Here is a 19,161-nt window from a genome sequence, read left to right on the forward strand (position 1 = left end):
TCCGCAGCACGAAAAGCCCCGCATCACCTCAGGGTGAGGCGGGGCTTTCTGCTTTCGGTGTTTCCGGTCCCGGTGACTGGTGTGCCGTGTCGGTATGGAGTTCGACGACGAGGCGTGCGCCGCCGAGCGGGCTGACCTCGAAACGTGCGCTGCCGTTGTGCAGTGCCGCCTGCTGCGCGACGAGCGCGAGGCCGAGGCCCGACCCGCTCTTCGTCGCGTTGGAACCGCGGTGGAACCGTTCGAACACCGCGGCCCGTTCGGCCTCGGGCACCCCCGAGCCGTTGTCGTCGACGACGACGGTGGTGATGCCGTCGGCCGCTCTCAGCGTGATCGTCACCGCGGTGGCGCCGCCGTGCCGGACCGCGTTCTTGATGGCGTTGTCCAAAGTGAGGCGCAGTCCACCGGGCATGCCGCGAACCGTCACCGGGGTTGCGTCGACGGTCACCTGCAGGCCCGGATTGTGACGCATCGCCTCCTCGGCGGCGAGGTCGCTGATGTCGACGAGGTCGCAGTCCACGAAGTCCTTGTCGGTGGACAGTTCACCGCGGGCGAGGCGCTCGAGGTCGGACAGCGTCGATTCCACCCGGCCCTGTGAGCGGGCGAGGTCGCGGAGGATCTCGTGCTGCTGTTCCGGCGTCAGGTCGAGAGTGGTGAGGACCTCGAGGTCGGTGCGCATCGCGGTGAGAGGGGTCCGGAGTTCGTGTGCCGAGACGGCGGCGAAGTCGCGTGCGGTGGCGAGCGCGGCGGTGGTCGCGTCCTGCGCCTCCGCGACGTCGCGCAGCATCGACTCCGCGGCGGAGGCCAGTTCGTCCGCCTCCCGGACACCGGACGTCGTGGGGGTCAGCTTCGGTTCGCGGCGCACGATGCGGCCGGTCAAGTCGACCAGCGGGCGCACGGCACGACCGCCGAACAGCCAGCCGAGACCGCTGGCAGCGGCGACGGCGAGCACACCGACGAGCAGGACCTGCCGTTGCTGCTCGGACGTGACGTCCTGCGCCTCCGCGTAGGGCACGGCCAGCGAGATACGGGTGCCGAGGACGGGCGCGGTCGCGGTGTAGGCCCGGTACCAGGTGTCGTCGACCCGCACCGTCTGCGAGCCGGGATCGAGTTCGGGCAGCTGGGTGGGGGTGCTCACCAGCACCGTGTCACCGTCGCGCGAACGGATGGTGATCGCGAAGGCCCCGTTGTCGCCGAGTGCCCCGAGGAACAGACCGGCGGTGACCGCGTTGGGAACCAGGACGTCCGACGCCGTCTCCAGCCGCCGGTCGAGTTGCGACAGGTTGTTCCGGTTGATCGCCAGCGACACCAGGATGCCGAGCGCCACGACGATGATCGTCGCCCCCAGCGCGGTCGCGGCGGCCACACGGGTTCGGAGCGAGAACGACCGTCTCACGACGGTTCCCGGAGCACGAACCCGACTCCGCGGACCGTGTGCAGGAGGCGCGGCTGACCACCGACTTCGAACTTGCGACGCAGGTAGCCGACGAACACGTCCACCACGTTGGTGTCGGCGACGAAGTCGTACCCCCACACCAGTTCGAGGAGCCGCTCACGGCTCAGCACGATGCCGACGTTGCGGGCGAGAACCTCGAGGAGTTCGAATTCCCGTTTGGTCAGTGTGACCTCCTCGCCCGCCATGAAGACCCTTCGTGCGGACGTCCGGATCTCCAGCGCACCGACGCGGATCGGTGGGGTCGGGGGCGAGTCGGCCGGCGCGGCGGCCGTCGTACCGTGCCGCCGCAGCATCGCCCGGATCCGGGCGATCAGTTCGGCGAGGACGAACGGCTTGACCAGGTAGTCGTCGGCACCCGACTCCAGGCCGGAGATGCGGTCGTCGACGGTGTCGCGGGCGCTGAGCACGCAGATCGGGATGTCGTTGTTCATCGCGCGGAGCGCGGTCACGACACCGGTGCCGTCGATGACCGGCATGTTCATGTCGAGCACCATCGCGTCCGGACGTCGTTCGCTGACCACCCGGAGCGCGTCGGCGCCGTCGACGGCCGTGAGGACGGTGAATCCGGACAGGCGCAGGCCGCGTTCGAGGGACGTCCGCACGTCCTCGTCGTCGTCGACCACGAGGACACTGGCTGAGTCGGTGACGGTCACTCCTGCATTGTGCCGTGGGCGCGACCACTGAGCGTGCGGATGGCAGTTGTGAGAGCGTGTCTCGTCCGTACACTCGTTGGAGATGTTTTCTTCGCTGCAGGCATTCGAACTGACCGAAACCAACCGTGACTGGCTGATTCACCGCCCGGCCGAGATCGCGGCCTACGTCGTCCTGGCGCTGGTGCTGCGTTTCGCGTTGCACCGGATGATCGACCGGATGACGCGGCCCCGGGAACCTTCCGACAAACCGCCTATGCTCCGTCCCCTGCGGGAACGCGCCCCGCGGGGCGTCAAGGAGGCGATGGTCAACGAGCGTCGCGCGCAACGCGCCCGGACGATCGGGTCCGTCCTCAAATCGACGGTGTCGATCGTGGTGCTCATCTGGGTGGTGCTCCAGGTTCTCGCCGTCCTCGGCGTCAATGTGGCGCCGTTCATCGCGTCCGCCGGTGTGATCGGTGTCGCACTCGGTTTCGGTGCGCAGAACCTCGTCCGGGACTTCCTGTCGGGCATCTTCATGCTGCTCGAGGATCAGTACGGCGTCGGGGACGTCGTGGACCTCGGCGAGGCCGTGGGAACGGTCGAGACGGTGGGTTTGCGGGTCACCACGATCCGTGACGTCAACGGCACCCTGTGGTACTGCCGCAACGGTGAGATCGTGCGTGTCGGCAACATGAGCCAGGGTTACGCGGTCGCGGTGGTCGATCTGCCGATCGCGCACGCCGCCAACGTGCAACGGGCGTGCGAGGTGGCGCTGGAGGCCGTCACCGAGGCGGCCAAGGGCGACGCGATCGCCGCCGACGTACTGGAACCCCCGGAACTGCTGGGCGTCAACTCGGTGACCGCGGAATCGGTCACGCTGCGGATCACCGCGCGGACCAAGCCGGGCAGGCAGTGGGCGGTGCAGCGGGCGTTCGCCCGCGCGGCGCTGTCGGCGTTCGAGCACTACGACATCGACGCGCCGTACCTGTCGGTGCTGTCCTCGGCTCGCTCCATGAACTGATCGGCCTGCGCTTCGTTACCGTGGCAGGTATGGACACCGCACTCGTCTGGTTCCGGCGCGACCTCCGGCTCGGTGATCTGCCGACGCTCCACACGGTGGCCGAGTCGGGGGCGTGTGCGCTCGGGTTGTTCGTCCTCGACGATCGGTTGCTGACAACATCGGGCGGTGCGCGCCGGGACTTCCTGTTCCGCAGTCTCGCCGCGTTGGACGACCAACTCGACGGCCGGTTGCTGGTGGTGAAGGGCGATCCCGTCGACGTGGTCCCGAGGGTGGCGGAGAAGGTGTCGGCCGAAGAGGTGCATGTCAGCGCCGACTACGGGCCGTACGGTCGCGAGCGTGACGCCGCGGTCGCCGAGCACGTCGAACTCGTGGCCACCGGGTCGCCCTACGCGGTGGCACCGGGCCGGGTGACCAAGACGGACGGTGAGCCGTACCGCGTGTTCACCCCGTACTTCCGGCAGTGGCTCGAACACGGGTGGCGCGCCCCGATCGACACCGGTCCGGCGACGGTGGAGTGGGTGGACCCGGACGACGTGAAGGCGCGGCGGGTGCAGATCCCCGAACCCGAATCCGACGGGTACGCCGCGGGTGAGGCGGCGGCGCTGCAGCGGTGGGCGGAGTTCTGCGAGGACGACCTCGCCGGGTACGAGGACGCGCGCGATCGTCCCGGTCTCGACGCGACCAGCCGGATGTCGGTGTACCTGAAGTACGGCAACATTCATCCGCGCACGATGCTCCGCGATCTCGCGCGCCGCCGCAGCAAGAGCGCCGAACAGTACCGGCGGCAGCTCGCGTGGCGGGACTTCTACGCCGACATCCTCTTCCAGCGCCCCGACAGCGCCCGCGGAAACTACGACCGTCGCTTCGACCACATCCGCTACGACAGTGGGCCCGACGCCGAGGAGGCGTTCACGGCGTGGTGCGAGGGCCGGACCGGGTTCCCGATCGTCGACGCCGGGATGCGTCAGCTGAAAGCCGAAGCCTGGATGCACAATCGGGTGCGGATGATCGTCGCGTCGTTCTTCGTCAAGGATCTGCACCTGCCGTGGTGGCGGGGTGCCCGCTACTTCATGAACCAGCTCGTCGACGGCGATCTGGCGAACAATCAGCACGGCTGGCAGTGGACCGCGGGATCGGGGACGGACGCGTCGCCGTACTTCCGGGTGTTCAACCCGACGACGCAGGGGGAGAAGTTCGACCCCGACGGCGAGTACGTGCGGCGGTGGGTGCCCGAACTGCGTGGCATCTCCGGGAAGGCCGTTCACGCCCTGAAAGACGGTCGCCCCGAGGACTATCCGCCGCCGATCGTCGACCACGCGCACGAACGGCAGGAGGCGCTCGCCCGCTACGGCGAGATCAAGGCCCCGTGAGTACTTCTTAACCGCGGGCGGTTAAGAAGTACTCACGGGCGCTGGGCGCATGAGGAGCCCGAGGAACGCCGCCGCGGCGAGGACGATGACGAGCCCGCCGTAGATGCGGGTGGTGTCGACGAGCCCGACCTTTCCGACGAGGTATCCGGCGATCAGTGCGGGAACGCTGTTGGCGAGATAGGCGATCACGTAGATGCTCGACAGCAATCCCGCGCGCTCGTGCGGTTCGGCCAGGGGCATGACGGTGCGGATGGTGCCCTGGAAGCCGGCGCCGAACCCGATGCCGGCCACCGCGGTTCCGGCGAGAATCCACAGCGCCGACGAGGTTTCGGCGCCGACCAGGGTGATGGCGACCCCGGCGACGAGGGCGGACGCTCCGACATACAGGATGCGCCGTGCCGCCACGTTGCGCAGCAGGAACACCGCGAATGCGCCGGTCCCGGTGAGCGTCGCGACCATGATGGCGCCGATCAGCGACGTGTGGACGTCGAGCGCGTTGCGGGCGAGCGAAGGTCCGAGGGACAGGTAGAAGCCGCCCAGCGCCCACACCGCCACCAGGCAGGGTCCGGTGAGGACGAGCATTCCCAGTGCCGTGGACGGGACCGCGAGCGTCGGCCGCATCGACGCCAGAGCCCCCTTCTGCCGGACCGCCGTCTCGGGTGCGGCCCAGATGCCGAGGATCTCGACGACGAACAGTGCGCAGAACACCAGGAACACCGTGCTGGTGGGCCGGGGAAGGTGCTCGCTGATCAGGCTCGATCCGATGGCGCCGAGTGCGAGGCCGACCGTGGGCGCGATGCTGTTCACGGTGGCGCCGCGTCCGGGCGCGCGTTCGAGGTCGAGGAGGGTGGAACCGAGCGCGCTGATCGCGGCGCCGGTCGCGAAACCCTGCACGACTCGGGCGATCAGCAGGAGTCCGATGCCCTCGGCCGTCGCGAACATGATCATCGAGGCCGCCTCGAACACGAGTGCCGTGATCAGCACGGGCCGGCGGCCGACGTAGTCCGAGAGCGAGCCGACGGTGAGCAGCGCCAGCAGCAGGCTCACCGCGTAGATGCCGAAGACCAGCGTCGACTGCAGCGACGAGAAACCCCAGTTCGACTGGTACACCTCGTACAGCGGTGTCGGTGCGGCAGACGCGCCGAGCAGGGTGGCGATCACGACCGCGACGAGCGTGAAGGCGGCTCCTCGGCGCAGTGCGGGTCGAGACGTCGGTGGTGCTTCGGGCGCGGCAAGCGTCGTCATGGCGTACTCCCCGGAGAACATTAATGCAAAGGGTTTGCGTTAATGGACGCTACGCCGCCACCATTCTTAATGCAACGTCTTTGCGTTAGCATGGGGGCATGAGTCCGGCTCCAGGCCCGCGCCCCGGTGGTCGCAGCGCCCGCATCCAGCAGGCGGTGCATGCGTCCACGCGCAAACTTCTCGACGAGCGCGACCGAGCGGACATCACCGTCCCCATGATCGCCGCCGACGCCGGGGTCACCCCGTCGACCATCTACCGGCGCTGGGGGGACATCACCGAATTGTTCGCGGACGTCGCGCTCGAGCGTCTGCATCCCGACGCGCCCCCGCGTGAAACCGGCAGTGTGCGAGGCGACCTCGTTGCCTGGGCGCAGGACTACCTCGAGGAGATGTCCTCGCCGGTGGGGCGGGCGGCACTGCGCGACGTCGTGATGAGTGCCGACACCGTCAGGTCGGAGGACGGCACCAATCAGTTCAGGTGCGCGACGTTCTGCCGCACCCAGATCGAAACGATCCTCGGACGGGGCGAACCCGTACAGGGCGTGGTCGAGCACGTGATCGACCACGTCGTGGCGCCGATCATCTACCGCATCCTGTTCGACCTCGACCCTCTCGAAGCGGACCGCGTCGGGGAACTGGTGGATCACGCACTCGACGCGGCCGTCCGGGTCTGAAAGGTCAGCCGCCCAGCTGCTTCTTCAGCGCGTCGAGAACGGCGACGTCCTCGATGGTGGAGGGCACCGTGTACTCCTCGTGGTCGGCGATCTGCCGCATCGTCTTGCGCAGGATCTTGCCCGAGCGGGTCTTGGGCAGTGCCTGCACGACCGTCACGTCACGGAACGTGGCGACGGCGCCGATCTGCTCGCGCACCATCGCGACCAGTTCGTTGCGGAGTGTTTCCGGGTCGATCTCGACCCCGGCCTTGAGTACGACGTAGCCACTGGGCCGCTGGCCCTTGAGTTCGTCGCGGATCCCGACCACCGCGCATTCGGCCACCGCGGGGTGTCCCGCGACCACCGCTTCCATGCTGCCCGTCGAAAGCCGATGTCCGGCAACGTTGATGACGTCGTCGCTACGCCCGAGGACGTACACGTACCCGTCGTCGTCGATGTAACCGGAGTCGCCGGTCAGGTAGTAGCCCTCGAACGTGGCGAGGTACGACCGCACGTACCGCTCCGGGTCACGCCACAACCCGGCCAGGGTGCCCGGAGGCAGCGGCAGCCCGATCACGATGTTGCCCTCAGCCCCCGCCGGAACCGCGTTCCCCTCAGCGTCGACCACCTCGACCCGGTACCCGGGCACCGGAACGGTGGGGGAGCCCGCCTTCAGCGGCATGGGTTCGAGCCCGCGCAGGTTGGCGCAGATCGCCCAGCCGGTCTCGGTCTGCCACCAGTGGTCGACGACGGGACGGTCCAGGACACGGGTGGCCCACGCGTACGTGTCGGGGTCGAGGCGCTCGCCCGCCGCGAACAGCGTCTTCAGGGAGGAGATGTCGTACTTCTCGATCTCCTTCGCGTCCGGATCGGCCTTGCGCACGGCGCGGATCGCGGTCGGTGCGGTGAACAGTGCCGACACACCGTGTTCGGAGATCACCCGCCAGAACGCGCCCGCATCCGGGGTTCCGACCGGCTTGCCCTCGTAGAGCACGGACGTGGCACCGGCCAGCAGCGGCCCGTAGACGATGTACGAGTGCCCGACCACCCAGCCCACGTCGGACGCGGTCCACCACACGTCGCCCGCACCGATGTCGTAGATGTTGCGCATCGACCACGTCAGCGCGACGGCGTGCCCACCGTTGTCGCGGATCACGCCCTTCGGCTTCCCGGTGGTGCCGGACGTGTAGAGGACGTACAGCGGGTCCGTCGCGGCCACCGGAACCGGCTCCGCGGGTGCCGCATCCGCCATCAGCGCATCCCAGTCGAACCACGCCGCCTCGCCGCCGCGGTAGTCGGCGGCCGAACCCGGGATCTGCTCCCGGTCCTTGACGATCACCGTGTGCGGAGGGGTTCCGGACAGCTCGAGCGCCTTCGCCACCATCGGCAGGTAGTCGACAGTGCGCCCCGGCTCGAGGCCACCCGATGCCGTCAACAGGACCACCGGTCCGGCGTCGTCGATGCGGGTCGCGAGTTCCTTCGCGGCGAAGCCGCCGAACACCACCGAGTGCACGGCACCGATGCGGGCGCAGGCCAGCATCGCGATCGCCGCTTCGGGGATCATCGGCATGTAGACGATCACCCGGTCACCGGCCACCACACCCTGGTCCTTCAGGACGCCGGCGAACCGGGACACCTCGTCGAGAAGTTCTGCGTACGTGTAGGTGCGGGACGCATCGGGGGCCATCGCCGAGTCGTAGATCAACGCCGCCCGATCCCCGTTGCCGTCCCGCACGTGCCGATCGAGAGCGTTGAAGCAGGTGTTCAGCGACGCGTCCGGGAACCACCGGTACATCGGGGCGGCGGAATCGTCGAGCGCCCGCGTCGGCGGCGTCTCCCATTCCACGGCCTCGGCGGCGGCGAGCCAGAAGTCCTCGGGACGTTCGGCGCTCTCGCGGTAGACCTCCGCGTAGCTGTGACCGGCGTGCTCAGTCGCGGAGCTCATCGATGTCCGTCCTCTCGTCGTCCTTGTGACCTGAAACACCCTATGTGACGTCGGTGTCCGGCGACACCGTCCGGACGGCCGGGACGCAGGCCTGCGCTGGGCGGCGGGTTTTCGTCGCCCAGTGGAGTTGCGGTGAACCGGTCAGAGACCGAGGGAACCGGCGATCATGGGCCAGGAGTTGTGCAGGTCGTCCTGCCAATAGCCCCACGAGTGGGTGCCGGCGGGCCGGAAGTCGTACGTGGCCGGGATCCCCAGAGCGTTCAGCCGGTCGGCGAGTGCATGGGTGCACTGATTGGTGCCCGCCTCGATGATGCCGCCGATTATCACTTGGTTGGCCAGGGTCCCCACATCTCCGTTGATATCCGGGCCGTTGAGGTTCTCGTGGACGCCGGGCAGTCCGGTGGCATTGCTGATGTACAAGTCGATTCCGCGCAGCTTCTCGGCGTTGACCACGGGGTCGTTGGCCACCCAGGCAGGGTCGTCGGGCGGTCCCCACATGTTCTCGACATCTCCGCCTCGGAAGCTGACGACGAAGGTGACGTAGTCCCGCCCCGGTTTGGTGCTCGTCTGGGCGCACCCGCTGAACGCGCCGACCGCGCGGTACAGCGAGGGGGCGGCCTCGGCCAGGCTCAGGACGGACGTGCCCGACATCGACAGTCCCGCGATGGCGTTTTCACCGTTCGTTCCGAGCGCGGCGTCGACGATCGGGGGAAGTTCTTCGGTGAGGAAGGTGGTCCACTCGTTCACGCCGAGGACGGGATCGGGCTTCTGCCAGTCGGTGTAGTAGCTGTACGCGCCGCCGACGGGAGTGACGACATTGACGTTCTTGTCGGCGAAGAAGTCGACCACGTCGGTCCTCGCCTGCCAGGTTGCCGAGTCCTCGCCGCCACCGGCGCCGTTGAGCAGGTACAGCGTCGGCCGGGGCACGCTCGTATCGGCGGGGCGGATCACCTCGAGGAGAATCACTTTCTCCATCGCCGCGGAGTAGACGTACATGTTCAGCTGACGGTCGTCGATCTCCTCGATGTGGTCGAGGACGGATCCGTCTGCCGATGCCGGCTTGTCGGCGGGAAGGGTCCGCCACTCGTCCGCCGACGCCGTGGCCACCTGACCGAACATGGCAGACGACGCAACGACGGCGACCGCCAGGACTGCCCGACAGTGTCCGATCGCGCTCATAGCCGCTCCTCGTGCTTGACTGCGGTGCCCGACAACCGTCTGGTGAATACTCCGAATATTCCCCCTTCACGGTAACCGGCAAACATTCCCCGGGGCGGCTGAACGGACACCGGACTTCGCCGCGACGCCCGCCCTATCGTGGAAGCATGACGCTGCTCGCCGAAGATCTGCTGTTGCTGCTGCTGGACGACACTTCGGGGAAGCCCGTCGTCGACGGGACCCGGATGCCGCGTGTCCTCGCCGGCGCCGTTCTTCTGGAACTGGCCCTGGGTGACGTCGTCACCCCGGCCGAACTCGGCGACGACGTGAAGAAGGGGCGGCTCGTCGTCCGGGGCGGAGTGCGACCGCAGGATCCGCTGCTCGCGCGTGCCGTCGACCTCATCGGTACGTCCAAGCCGATGAAACCGGAAGCAGCCATCGAGAAGCTCGCCAAGAACCTGCGCGACGAACTCGCGAAACGCATCGTCGACGCGGGATGGGTCCGCGAGGAGAGGGGCAAGGTGCTGGGAATCTTCCCCACCACGCGGTGGCCGGAAGTCGACGGCAGCCACGAACGCGCGCTGCGGTCCGAACTGAGCGCCGCGCTCCTCGACGGGGTCACCCCCACTCCGCGCACCGCCGCGCTCGTCTCGCTCCTGTCCGCGGTCGACGCGGCCCCGAAGCTGTTCCCGGACGCCGATCGTCGGGCCGTGAAGAAACGGGCGAGGGAGATCGCCGAAGGCGACTGGGCAGGCAAGGCCGTGCGCAAATCCGTCGAGGCCGTCAACGCCGCGATCGTCGTCGCCGCCACCGTGCCCGCCATCGTCGCGGGGAGTGGCTAGGCGGCGTGCGGTTCTGCGAGGCGTAGCGAGGGTTGTGGGGGTCTTGTGGAGCGCAACAACTTTCGCTACTGTAGAACACATGTTCGATACGGGGGTATTCGATCGGGGGATTCGGGAGGCGGTCTGCTGTCTCGTCGACGGGGAATCCGATGTGGGTCTGGTCGAGTTGATGACCGACCTCCATCGAAGCGAGTCGGTGGTGGCCGAACGGAAGTTGGCGGTGATCGCCGAGCTCTTCGTGCGCCGCACTGCCGAGGTCGAGTCCGACGGGGCGTGGACGTCGACCGCGCACGAAGTCGTCGAGGCCGAGATCGGTGCCGCGCTCACCATGGGGCGAGCGGCGGCGGGTCGGCTGATCGGCCTGGGCATGTCGCTACGCACCCGGTTGCACGCCACACGCGAGGCCATGGCACGCGGTGATCTCGACATGTACCGGGTGCGCCTGATCGAGGACGCGACGGCAAACGTCAACGACGACCGGATCGGCGAGGTCGAACATCAACTCCTCGAACAGGTTCTGGCCCCGCCGCGTTCCGGTGGAACCGGGTTGACCGGCCGCAGGCTGACGAACGCCGCCAACCGCATCATCGCAAGACTCGACCCGGCAGGGGTGCGGGCCAAGCGGGAGAAGGCGCAGGCGGACCGGTTCGTCGGAGTCGGCGCGGCAGAGGACGGCATGTGCCGAATCCTCGGTTCCATCCCTGCGGGGCAGGGTCGCGCATTCGACGCGCGATTGCGCGAACTGGCAAACACCGTGTGCCCGAGGGATCTTCGAACGTACGAACAGAGACGGGCCGACGGATTGTCCGCGCTCATCGACGGGGCCGGGTTCGTGCACTGTGAATGTGGGCGGGTCGATTGCGGCCAGCGCTCCCGCATCGCGACGACCGCGCGCAAGCCTCTCGTGCACCTCATCATGCTCGACGCCACACTCGCGGGCGGCGACGAACCGGCCTACCTCGACGGCTACGGAATCGTCGACGCGGCGCACGCACGCGAGATCGCCGCCGGCGCGGATGTCGAACCGGTGCGGGCACCGAGTTCTGTCGTCCCGACCACGTACCGTCCCGGCACCGTGCTCGACACCTGGATGCGGGTGCTGGCCGGCGGGTGCGAGTGGTTGCACTGCGATGTGGCGGCCTGGAACACGGACCTCGATCATCATCGGCCGTTCGACCATGCCGATCCCGCGGCCGGAGGTCCGACAGTGGCCGGGAACATGACCGCCTACTGTCGAAATCACCACCGGCTCAAACATTCCGGTCACTGGAGGGTGACCGCTGACGGTGGAATCGAGTTGACAGCGCCCACCGGTCACCGATACCGACCGCGGTCGTCGGGGCTCCTGGGTGCCGGACGGAACGATGCTGGCGGACGTGACCACGATGCCGGAAGCGACCATGTCGCCAACCCCGCGGTCCGTCGCCGCATCCGTGCGCAGAACACCGCTGCGCGGATCCGGGCGGAGCGCCGCCGACGGCAGGCGCACCTGGATGCGGTGCGGCGCCGGTCGCCCGGTGCACGCGCACCCGAGGCCTACCCGACCGACGAACCCGCGCCGTTCTGACCGGCGGTGTTTCCGGGCCCACCGCCTGCGCGCCGAAAAGGGTTACCGTGGAATATAGGTGGTTAGCAAGAGTAAAGAACTGTCAATGCGATTGCTACGGTTCGGACTCGGTTCGCCGCCTCGAAACTGACCATGCGCCGAGGGAAGAGCGCCAGCGACAGCCGGAGGAACACATGTGCGGAATCGCCGGATGGATCTCGTTCGCACGCGATCTACGCGTCGAGCAGTCCACCGTGGATGCCATGGCCGAGACGATGAACTGCCGGGGGCCGGACGATCGCGGTACGTGGGTCGTCGAACACGCCGCGCTCGGGCATCGAAGGCTCGCGATCATCGATCTGCCGGGTGGGCATCAGCCGATGAGCGTGGACACCCCCGGCGGGACCGTTGCGATGGTCTACTCCGGCGAGGTGTACAACTTCGGTGAACTGCGCGAGGAGCTGTACGGGCGCGGTCACCGGTTCGCCACGGACTCCGACACCGAGGTGGTGCTCCACGGATACCTGGAGTGGGGAGAGGCTGTCGCGGAGCGGCTCAACGGCATGTACGCGTTCGCCATCTGGGATTCGCGGACCGACGCACTCGTGATGATCCGCGACCGGATGGGCATCAAGCCGTTCTACTACTACGAGACCCGAGACGGCGTCCTGTTCGGTTCGGAACCCAAAGCGATCCTTGCCAATCCGATCGCCGAGTCGACCGTCGCGATGGACGGGATCCGGGAGTTGTTCGCGTTCGTCAAGACACCGGGCCACGCCGTGTGGGAGGGCATGCGTGAGGTGGAGCCGGGCACGGTGGTCACCGTCTCGCGCACCGGACTGCGGACGCACCGGTACTGGACCCTGCAGACCCGTCCGCACACCGACGATCGGGACACCTCCGTCGCCCATGTCCGCGAACTCCTCGACGACATCGTGCGCAGGCAACTGGTCGCCGACGTGCCGCGCTGCACCCTGCTGTCCGGTGGTCTCGACTCGTCCGCGATGACCGGTATCGCCGCCGAGCAGCTCGCCGAGGTGGGCGAGACGGTGCGCACGTTCGCCGTCGACTTCGTCGGTCAGACCGAACATTTCGTCGCGGACGAACTGCGGGGCACCCCGGATACTCCGTACGTGCACGACGTGGCCCGGCGATCCGGGACCGCGCACCAGGACATCGTCCTCGACTCCGACGCACTGGCCGACCCCGCGGTGCGCGCGAAGGTCATCCGGGCCCGGGACATTCCCATGGGCCTCGGCGACATGGACGCGTCGCTGTATCTGCTGTTCAAGGCGATCCGCCGGCACTCCACGGTGGCGCTGTCCGGTGAGTCGGCCGACGAGGTGTTCGGCGGGTACAAGCAGTTCTTCGACCCGAAGGCGCAGCAGGCGAACACCTTCCCGTGGCTCGTGCAGTTCGCCGAGCACTTCGGCGACGAGAGCAACATCTTCACCCCGGAGGTGACGGCGGCACTGAACATGGACGACTATGTGCAGGACTCGTACGACGCAGCGGTGTCCGGGATCGATCGGCTGGACGGCGAATCCGACTTCGAATGGCGGATGCGGAAGATCTGCTACCTGCATCTGACGCGTTTCGTCCGCGTCCTGCTCGACCGCAAGGACCGCGCGAGCATGGCCGTCGGACTCGAGGTCCGGGTGCCGTTCTGCGATCACCGGCTGGTCGAGTACGTCTACAACACGCCGTGGTCGCTGAAGACGTTCGACGGCAAGGAGAAATCGTTGCTGCGGGCGGCGACCAGGGATGTGCTGCCGCAGTCGGTGATCGACCGGGTCAAGTCGCCGTACCCGTCCACCCAGGACCCGAAGTACGCGGTGGCGTTGCAGCAGCACGGCAAGGACCTGCTCGGCGACCCCTCGCACCCGGTGTTCGGCCTGGTCAGTGCGGACTGGTTGTCGCGGGCGGTGTCCGTCGACACCCCGCAGATCAGTCAGGTGTCGCGTCGCGGACTCGAGCGCACGCTCGACCTCGCGCTGTGGATGGACATGTACAACCCGACGATCAAGTTGTCCTAGTCCAGACCGAGGTTGCGGTAGCGGGCGAGCCGGGCCGCGAAGCGCTCGCCCTCGGGAACCCCGGTCAGGGCACGGAGTTCCCGGGAGATGGCCTCGCCGACCCGCTTGGAGAAATCGACGGCCTCGTCGGCGGCGTCCGGATGCTCGGGGATGATGGCGTCGATGACGCCGTCGCGCAGCAGGTCGAGCGAACGGATGCCCTGCGCGGCCGCCATCTCGGGGGCGTGCGAGGTGTCGCGGTGGACGATCGCGCTGGCGCCTTCGGGAGGAAGCGGGGCGAGCCACCCGTTCTGCGCGGCGAGCACGCGGTCGGCGGGGAGGAAGGCGAGCGCCCCGCCGCCCGTGCCCTGACCGAGCAGTACGGACACGGTCGGCGTCTTCAACGTCACGAGGTCGGAGATGCAGCGTGCGATCTCGGGGGCCAGGCCGCGTTCCTCCGCCTCCTGAGACAGTGCTGCACCGAGGGTGTCGATCACCAGGACCAGGGGGATCTGCAATTCCTCGGCCAACCGCATGCCGCGGCGTGCCTCGCGGAGGGCGGCGGGACCCATCGTGTTCAGCGCGGACTGTCCGGCGCGGTCCTGGCCCAGCAACACGCACGGTGCGCCGCGGAAACGGGCCAGCGACAGCAGCACCGTCCCCTCGGTTTCACCCTGGCCGGTGCCGCTGAGGGGCACCTGCTCGGTTGCTGCGTGCCGCAGCAGGTGGCGGATTCCGGGCCGGTCGGCGCGCCGCGACAACATCACCGACTGCCACGCGGGCACGTCGGGGATGTCGACGGCCGGCGGCGCCGGTTCGGTTACGGCGGTCGACGTCGGCGGATCGATCAGCACCCGCAACGCCCGATGGACGAGCCGGCGCAGGCGCGTGGCAGGGACGACGCCGTCGATGACGCCGTTGCGGTACAGGTTCTCGGACGTCTGCACGCCCTCGGGGAACTTCTCGCCGTACAGCGCCTCGTAGACGCGGGGCCCGAGGAACCCGACGAGTGCACCGGGTTCGGCCACCGTGATGTGCCCGAGGGAACCCCAGGACGCGAACACGCCGCCGGTGGTCGGGTTCCGCAGATACACCAGATAGGGGAGATGGGCGGCCTTGTGGGTGGCGACGGCCGCCGCGATCTTCACCATCTGCACGAAGGCGACGGTGCCCTCCTGCATGCGTGTGCCCCCCGACGTGGGCGAGGCGAGCAGGGGGAGACCCTCACGGGTGGCGCGTTCGATGGCGGAGACGATCCGCTCGGCCGCGGCAACACCGATCGAACCGGCCAGGAACGCGAACTCGCACGCGATCACCGCGACCGGGCGCCCGCGGACGGTGCCGACGCCGGTGATCACCGATTCGTCGACACCCGACTTCTCGGCGGCCTTCTGCAGGTCGGCGCGGTACTTCTCGTTCGGCCGCGCATCGACGGGCGCGGTGTCCCAGGAGACGAAGCTGCCTGCGTCCAGTACCAGCTCGAGCACGTCGTGGGCGGAGATCTTGGCGGCCATGGCCCTGAGAGTAGCGGTCGGTCCGGGGCGGCGAATGTCTGCTACGGCGGGTGACGGTCGCCCACACGGTCGCCCGCGCGGCCGGAACACGGCAAACAGCGCCCGGGTGGAACCCGGCAATTGACACCGAGACCGCCGTCGCGGTGTCTAAAGTCAGATGGGTTGACGCAGGCCGGGTACGAGAACGACGACACATTTCCCGAGTGGAGCAGTCATATGGACCTCAACACCATCACCGATGTCGTTCGGCGCCCACCCGACCGGCCGGGTGCGCAGTGGCGAGAAGGTGACGCCTGGCTGGCAGGCGGAACGTGGCTGTTCTCCGATCAGCAGCCCGACCTGCGCCGTCTCGTCGATCTCACGACGCTCGGCTGGGAACCGCTGATACCGAGCGACGCCGGCCTCGCGATCGGGGCGACGTGCACCATCCGTGACCTGTATGCGTTTGCGCCGCCGGACGACTGGCGCGCCGGGTCCCTGTTCGGGACGAGCTGCGAGGCCTTCCTGGCATCGTTCAAGATCTGGAATTCGGCCACGGTGGGCGGCAACATCTGCATGTCACTGCCGGCGGGCCCGATGATCACGATGACGGTCGCGCTCGAGGCGACGTACACGCTGTGGGCCGTCGACGGATCCGAGCGCACCGTCGACGCCGCCGACTTCGTGACGGGCAACCACGAGAACGTGCTCGCGCCGGGTGAGATCCTGCGGCGCATCGACATCCCGGTCAGCGCCCTGCGCAAGCAACACGCGCACCGCCGCTTCACGCTGACTCGCCTGGGCCGTTCCACCCTGTTCATGATCGGCACCAGGTCGCCCGGCGCCGACGACCTGCTGCTCACGATCACGGCGGGCACGACGCGCCCGATCCGATTCGCGTTCGACGCCGTGCCCGACGCCGAGGCGCTGCAGCAGCGCATCGACGCGCTGCCCGACGACGTGTGGTTCGACGACCCCAACGGCACCCCCGACCACCGTCGCCACCTGGCGAAGCACTTCGCCGAGGAGATCCGGACCGAGCTCGCGGCAGGAGACCGGCGATGACGTACACCGTGAACGGCAGGACGTTCGACGCGGAACCGAATCCCGGGCAGTGCCTGCGCACGTTCGTGCGCTCGCTCGGTCATCACGGCGTCAAGAAGGGTTGCGACGCAGGTGATTGCGGAGCCTGCACGGTGTGGCTCGACGGCGATCCCGTGCACAGTTGCATCACGCCCGCGTTCCGCGCCGAGGGGCGGGAGGTGACCACGATCGAGGGCCTCGGTTCACCGGACGACCTGCATCCGCTGCAGCGGCAGTTCCGTGACGCCCCCGGATTCCAGTGCGGCTTCTGCACCGCCGGGATGATCATGACCTGCGCGACGTTCACGGACGCGCAGAAGGAAGACCTGCCGCGCGCGCTCAAGGGCAATCTCTGCCGCTGCACCGGCTATCGGGCCATCGAGGACGCCGTCAACGGCGTGACCGCGGTGGAGGTCGCCGAGCCGGGGCGCGCGGTCGGCACCAGCGTGGGGGCACCCGCGGCCACCGACGTGGTCACCGGGCGCGCCGAGTTCACGATGGACACCGAGATCGACGGCATGCTGCACCTCGAGGTGCTGCATTCCCCGCACGCCCACGCCCGCATCGTCTCGATCGACAAGACGGCGGCGCTCGCCGTCCCCGGCGTGCACCGCGTGTACACGTGGGAGGACGTGCCCCGGAAGCTGTTCACGACCGCGATCCACACCGATCACCTCGTCGACCCCGACGACACGTACATCCTCGACGACACGGTCCGCTTCGCCGGCCAGCGGGTGGTTGCGGTGCTGGCCGACTCGGTCGGCGCCGCGGAGGAGGGTTGTCGCAGGGTGGTCGTCGAATATGACGTGCTGCCTGCGGTGTTCGACCCGGAGGAGGCGATGGCCGACGGTGCACCGCAGTTGCACGGTTCGGACGATCCGTTCGTGCGGGATCCCGTGCACAACATCCTGCTCGAGCTCCACGGTGAGGTGGGCGACGTCGAGGCGGGGTTCGCCGAGGCCGACGTGATCCACGAGGGCTCGTACTTCACACCGCGCGTGCAGCACGCGCATCTCGAGACGCACGGGTCGATCGCCTGGATGGAGGACGGCCGGCTACACGTGCGCACGAGTTCGCAGTCGCCGTCGATCGCGAAGGTCAAGCTGGCTCACCTGTTCGACCTGCGCCCCGACCAGTTGCGCGTGTTCTGTATGCGCGTCGGGGGCGGTTTCGGCGGCAAACAGGAGGTGATCTCGGAGGATCTGGTCGCGCTCGCCACCCTCGACACGGGCCGGCCCGTCTGCTTCGAGTTCACCAGGGAGGAAGAGTTCACGACGGCGTCGCCGCGGCACCCGATGAAGCTGACGATCAAGCTCGGCGCCCGGGCTGACGGCACACTCACGGCGTTCCAGGTGCGCAACGTGTCGAACACGGGTGCGTACGGCAACCACGGCGGCGAGACGTTGTTCGCCGCCGGTGCCGCAATCTCGGCCTACCGGTGTCTCAACAAGAAGTTCGATGGGTACTCCGTCTACACGAACAGCGTGCCCAGCGGAGCGCTGCGCGGGTACGGCATGACCCAGCCCGCCTTCGCGGTGGAGTCCGCCATGCACGAGCTGGCGGTCGCGCTCGACATCGACCCGCTCGAGTTGCGGCGCCGCAACATCGTCCGCCCCGGTGACTCACTCGTCGCGATCGACGACGGTCCCGACGACGTCGTGTTCGCGGAGGACGGGCTCGGGCAGTGCATCGATCTCGTCGACGCCGCACTGAGGCGGACCGGGAACGGGCAGGTGCAGGGCGACGACTGGCTCGTCGGCGAGGGCACCGCGAGCTCGCTGCACGAGACGGCGCCGCCGACCGAACACATCTCGGAGGCGTGGGCGACGCTCGGCGACGACGGCGTGTACGAACTCGCCGTCGGCACCGTCGAATTCGGTGAGGGAACGTCGACCGCGCACGTGCAGATCGCGGCCACCCACCTCGTTACCACCCCGTCGCGGGTGCGTCTCGTGCAGTCCGACACCGACCGGACGGGCTTCGACACGGGGGCGTTCGCCAGCGCCGGCCTCTTCGTCGCGGGCAACGCCGTGTCGCGGGCGTCGGAGGCCCTGCGCGACCGCATCCTGGCGTTCGCCGCCGCGCACACCGGGGTCGACGTCGCGTCCTGCTCGATGGACGACGACGGGGTGCTCTGCGACGGCACGCGCGTGCCGCTGACCGAACTCCTCGACGCCGCCCGCCGGCGCGGCATCCGGTTCACCGAGGCGCGCAAGGCGTACGGTTCGCCGCGCAGCGTCGTCTCCAACACCCACGGTTTCCGCATCGCCGTCCACCGGGTGACGGGCGAGATCCGCATCCTCTACAGCGTCCACGCCACGGACGCCGGGGTGATCATCAACCCGGTGCAGGTCCGCGGCCAGATCGAGGGCGGCGTCGCCCAGGGCATCGGATTCGCGCTGACCGAGAACTTTCACGTCGACGACAACGGTGTGATGATCAACCCCAACCTGCGCAACTACCGCATCCCCACCTACGCCGACATTCCCCGCACCGAAGTGCTGCTGGTCGATTCGACGGATTCCGTCGGACCGATGCGTGCGAAGGGAATGGCGGAGTGCTGCATCAACCCGGTGGCACCTGCGCTGGCCAACGCGCTGGAGAACGCGACGGGTGTGCGTTTCCGCGCACTGCCGCTCACCCCCGAGCGGATCTACAGCCGAATCGGCGAGAACCGATCGGTTCCGACGACCTGAGCCGTGAGG

General features: G+C 68.5%; 14 protein-coding genes. 8 read left to right on the forward strand and 6 right to left on the reverse strand.

Annotation, left to right across the window (positions count from 1 at the left end):
* Nucleotides 1–28 precede the first annotated feature (28 nt).
* Nucleotides 29–1,393 (reverse strand): HAMP domain-containing sensor histidine kinase, encoded by a 1,365-nt coding sequence (locus CJ177_RS27695; protein WP_095869088.1) that lies wholly within the window; start codon nucleotides 1,391–1,393, stop codon nucleotides 29–31.
* Nucleotides 1,390–2,106 carry a response regulator transcription factor gene (locus CJ177_RS27700; RefSeq protein ID WP_095869089.1) on the reverse strand — a complete coding sequence of 239 codons (717 nt, stop codon included), beginning with the start codon at nucleotides 2,104–2,106 and terminating at the stop codon, nucleotides 1,390–1,392. Before CJ177_RS27700 ends, CJ177_RS27695 begins: the two co-directional genes overlap by 4 nt.
* An 82-nt stretch (nucleotides 2,107–2,188) precedes the next feature.
* Here CJ177_RS27700 and CJ177_RS27705 point away from each other — a divergent pair, with 82 nt between their 5' ends.
* Both CJ177_RS27705 and CJ177_RS27710 read left to right on the forward strand, forming a co-directional pair.
* Nucleotides 2,189–3,106 carry a mechanosensitive ion channel family protein gene (locus CJ177_RS27705; RefSeq protein ID WP_025431914.1) on the forward strand — a complete coding sequence of 306 codons (918 nt, stop codon included), beginning with the start codon at nucleotides 2,189–2,191 and terminating at the stop codon, nucleotides 3,104–3,106.
* Nucleotides 3,107–3,135: 29 nt separating this feature from the next.
* Nucleotides 3,136–4,476 (forward strand): deoxyribodipyrimidine photo-lyase, encoded by a 1,341-nt coding sequence (locus CJ177_RS27710; RefSeq protein WP_095869090.1) that lies wholly within the window; start codon nucleotides 3,136–3,138, stop codon nucleotides 4,474–4,476.
* Nucleotides 4,477–4,497: 21 nt separating this feature from the next.
* On the opposite strand, the gene CJ177_RS27715 is transcribed toward CJ177_RS27710, so the two are convergent.
* Nucleotides 4,498–5,721, reverse strand: coding sequence for an MFS transporter (locus tag CJ177_RS27715; protein WP_025431915.1), 1,224 nt, complete (start codon nucleotides 5,719–5,721; stop codon nucleotides 4,498–4,500).
* Nucleotides 5,722–5,819: 98 nt separating this feature from the next.
* On the opposite strand from CJ177_RS27715, the gene CJ177_RS27720 reads away from it, so the two are divergent.
* Nucleotides 5,820–6,395, forward strand: coding sequence for a TetR/AcrR family transcriptional regulator (locus CJ177_RS27720; protein ID WP_005244080.1), 576 nt, complete (start codon nucleotides 5,820–5,822; stop codon nucleotides 6,393–6,395).
* A gap of 4 nt (nucleotides 6,396–6,399) precedes the next feature.
* Here the strand turns inward: CJ177_RS27720 and CJ177_RS27725 are convergent, their stop codons facing one another.
* Together CJ177_RS27725 and CJ177_RS27730 are read right to left on the reverse strand one after the other, a co-directional pair.
* A complete protein-coding gene (locus CJ177_RS27725) occupies nucleotides 6,400–8,319 on the reverse strand; it encodes a propionyl-CoA synthetase (protein ID WP_257014697.1) in 1,920 nt (639 codons plus the stop codon).
* A gap of 141 nt (nucleotides 8,320–8,460) precedes the next feature.
* Nucleotides 8,461–9,498: an alpha/beta hydrolase family protein gene (locus CJ177_RS27730; protein ID WP_005244077.1), complete on the reverse strand. Its 1,038-nt coding sequence runs from the start codon at nucleotides 9,496–9,498 to the stop codon at nucleotides 8,461–8,463.
* Between the two features lie 146 nt (nucleotides 9,499–9,644).
* On the opposite strand from CJ177_RS27730, the gene CJ177_RS27735 reads away from it, so the two are divergent.
* From CJ177_RS27735 to asnB, 3 genes are all read left to right on the forward strand, one after another.
* Nucleotides 9,645–10,319 carry a GPP34 family phosphoprotein gene (locus tag CJ177_RS27735; protein WP_005244074.1) on the forward strand — a complete coding sequence of 225 codons (675 nt, stop codon included), beginning with the start codon at nucleotides 9,645–9,647 and terminating at the stop codon, nucleotides 10,317–10,319.
* Nucleotides 10,320–10,398: 79 nt separating this feature from the next.
* The gene (locus tag CJ177_RS27740) at nucleotides 10,399–11,886 is read left to right on the forward strand and encodes an HNH endonuclease signature motif containing protein (protein ID WP_257014698.1); all 1,488 of its coding nucleotides are present in this window, start codon (nucleotides 10,399–10,401) and stop codon (nucleotides 11,884–11,886) included.
* A gap of 173 nt (nucleotides 11,887–12,059) precedes the next feature.
* A complete protein-coding gene (gene asnB, locus CJ177_RS27745) occupies nucleotides 12,060–13,901 on the forward strand; it encodes an asparagine synthase (glutamine-hydrolyzing) (protein WP_095869093.1) in 1,842 nt (613 codons plus the stop codon).
* On the opposite strand, the gene CJ177_RS27750 is transcribed toward asnB, so the two are convergent.
* Complete coding sequence (locus CJ177_RS27750) at nucleotides 13,898–15,394, reverse strand: carboxyl transferase domain-containing protein (RefSeq protein WP_061041558.1); 1,497 nt, start codon at nucleotides 15,392–15,394, stop codon at nucleotides 13,898–13,900. The genes asnB and CJ177_RS27750 overlap by 4 nt on opposite strands.
* 216 nt (nucleotides 15,395–15,610) lie before the next feature.
* Between CJ177_RS27750 and CJ177_RS27755 the strand changes: the two genes are divergently transcribed.
* A complete protein-coding gene (locus CJ177_RS27755; RefSeq protein ID WP_095869094.1) occupies nucleotides 15,611–16,438 on the forward strand; it encodes an FAD binding domain-containing protein in 828 nt (275 codons plus the stop codon).
* Nucleotides 16,435–19,152 (forward strand): molybdopterin-dependent oxidoreductase, encoded by a 2,718-nt coding sequence (locus tag CJ177_RS27760; RefSeq protein WP_095869095.1) that lies wholly within the window; start codon nucleotides 16,435–16,437, stop codon nucleotides 19,150–19,152. The genes CJ177_RS27755 and CJ177_RS27760 overlap by 4 nt, the downstream gene beginning before the upstream one ends.
* Nucleotides 19,153–19,161 lie beyond the last annotated feature (9 nt).

Origin of the sequence: Rhodococcus sp. ACPA1 (assembly GCF_002300195.1) — a bacterium.
Taxonomy (GTDB): Bacteria; Actinomycetota; Actinomycetes; order Mycobacteriales; family Mycobacteriaceae; genus Rhodococcus_F; species Rhodococcus_F opacus.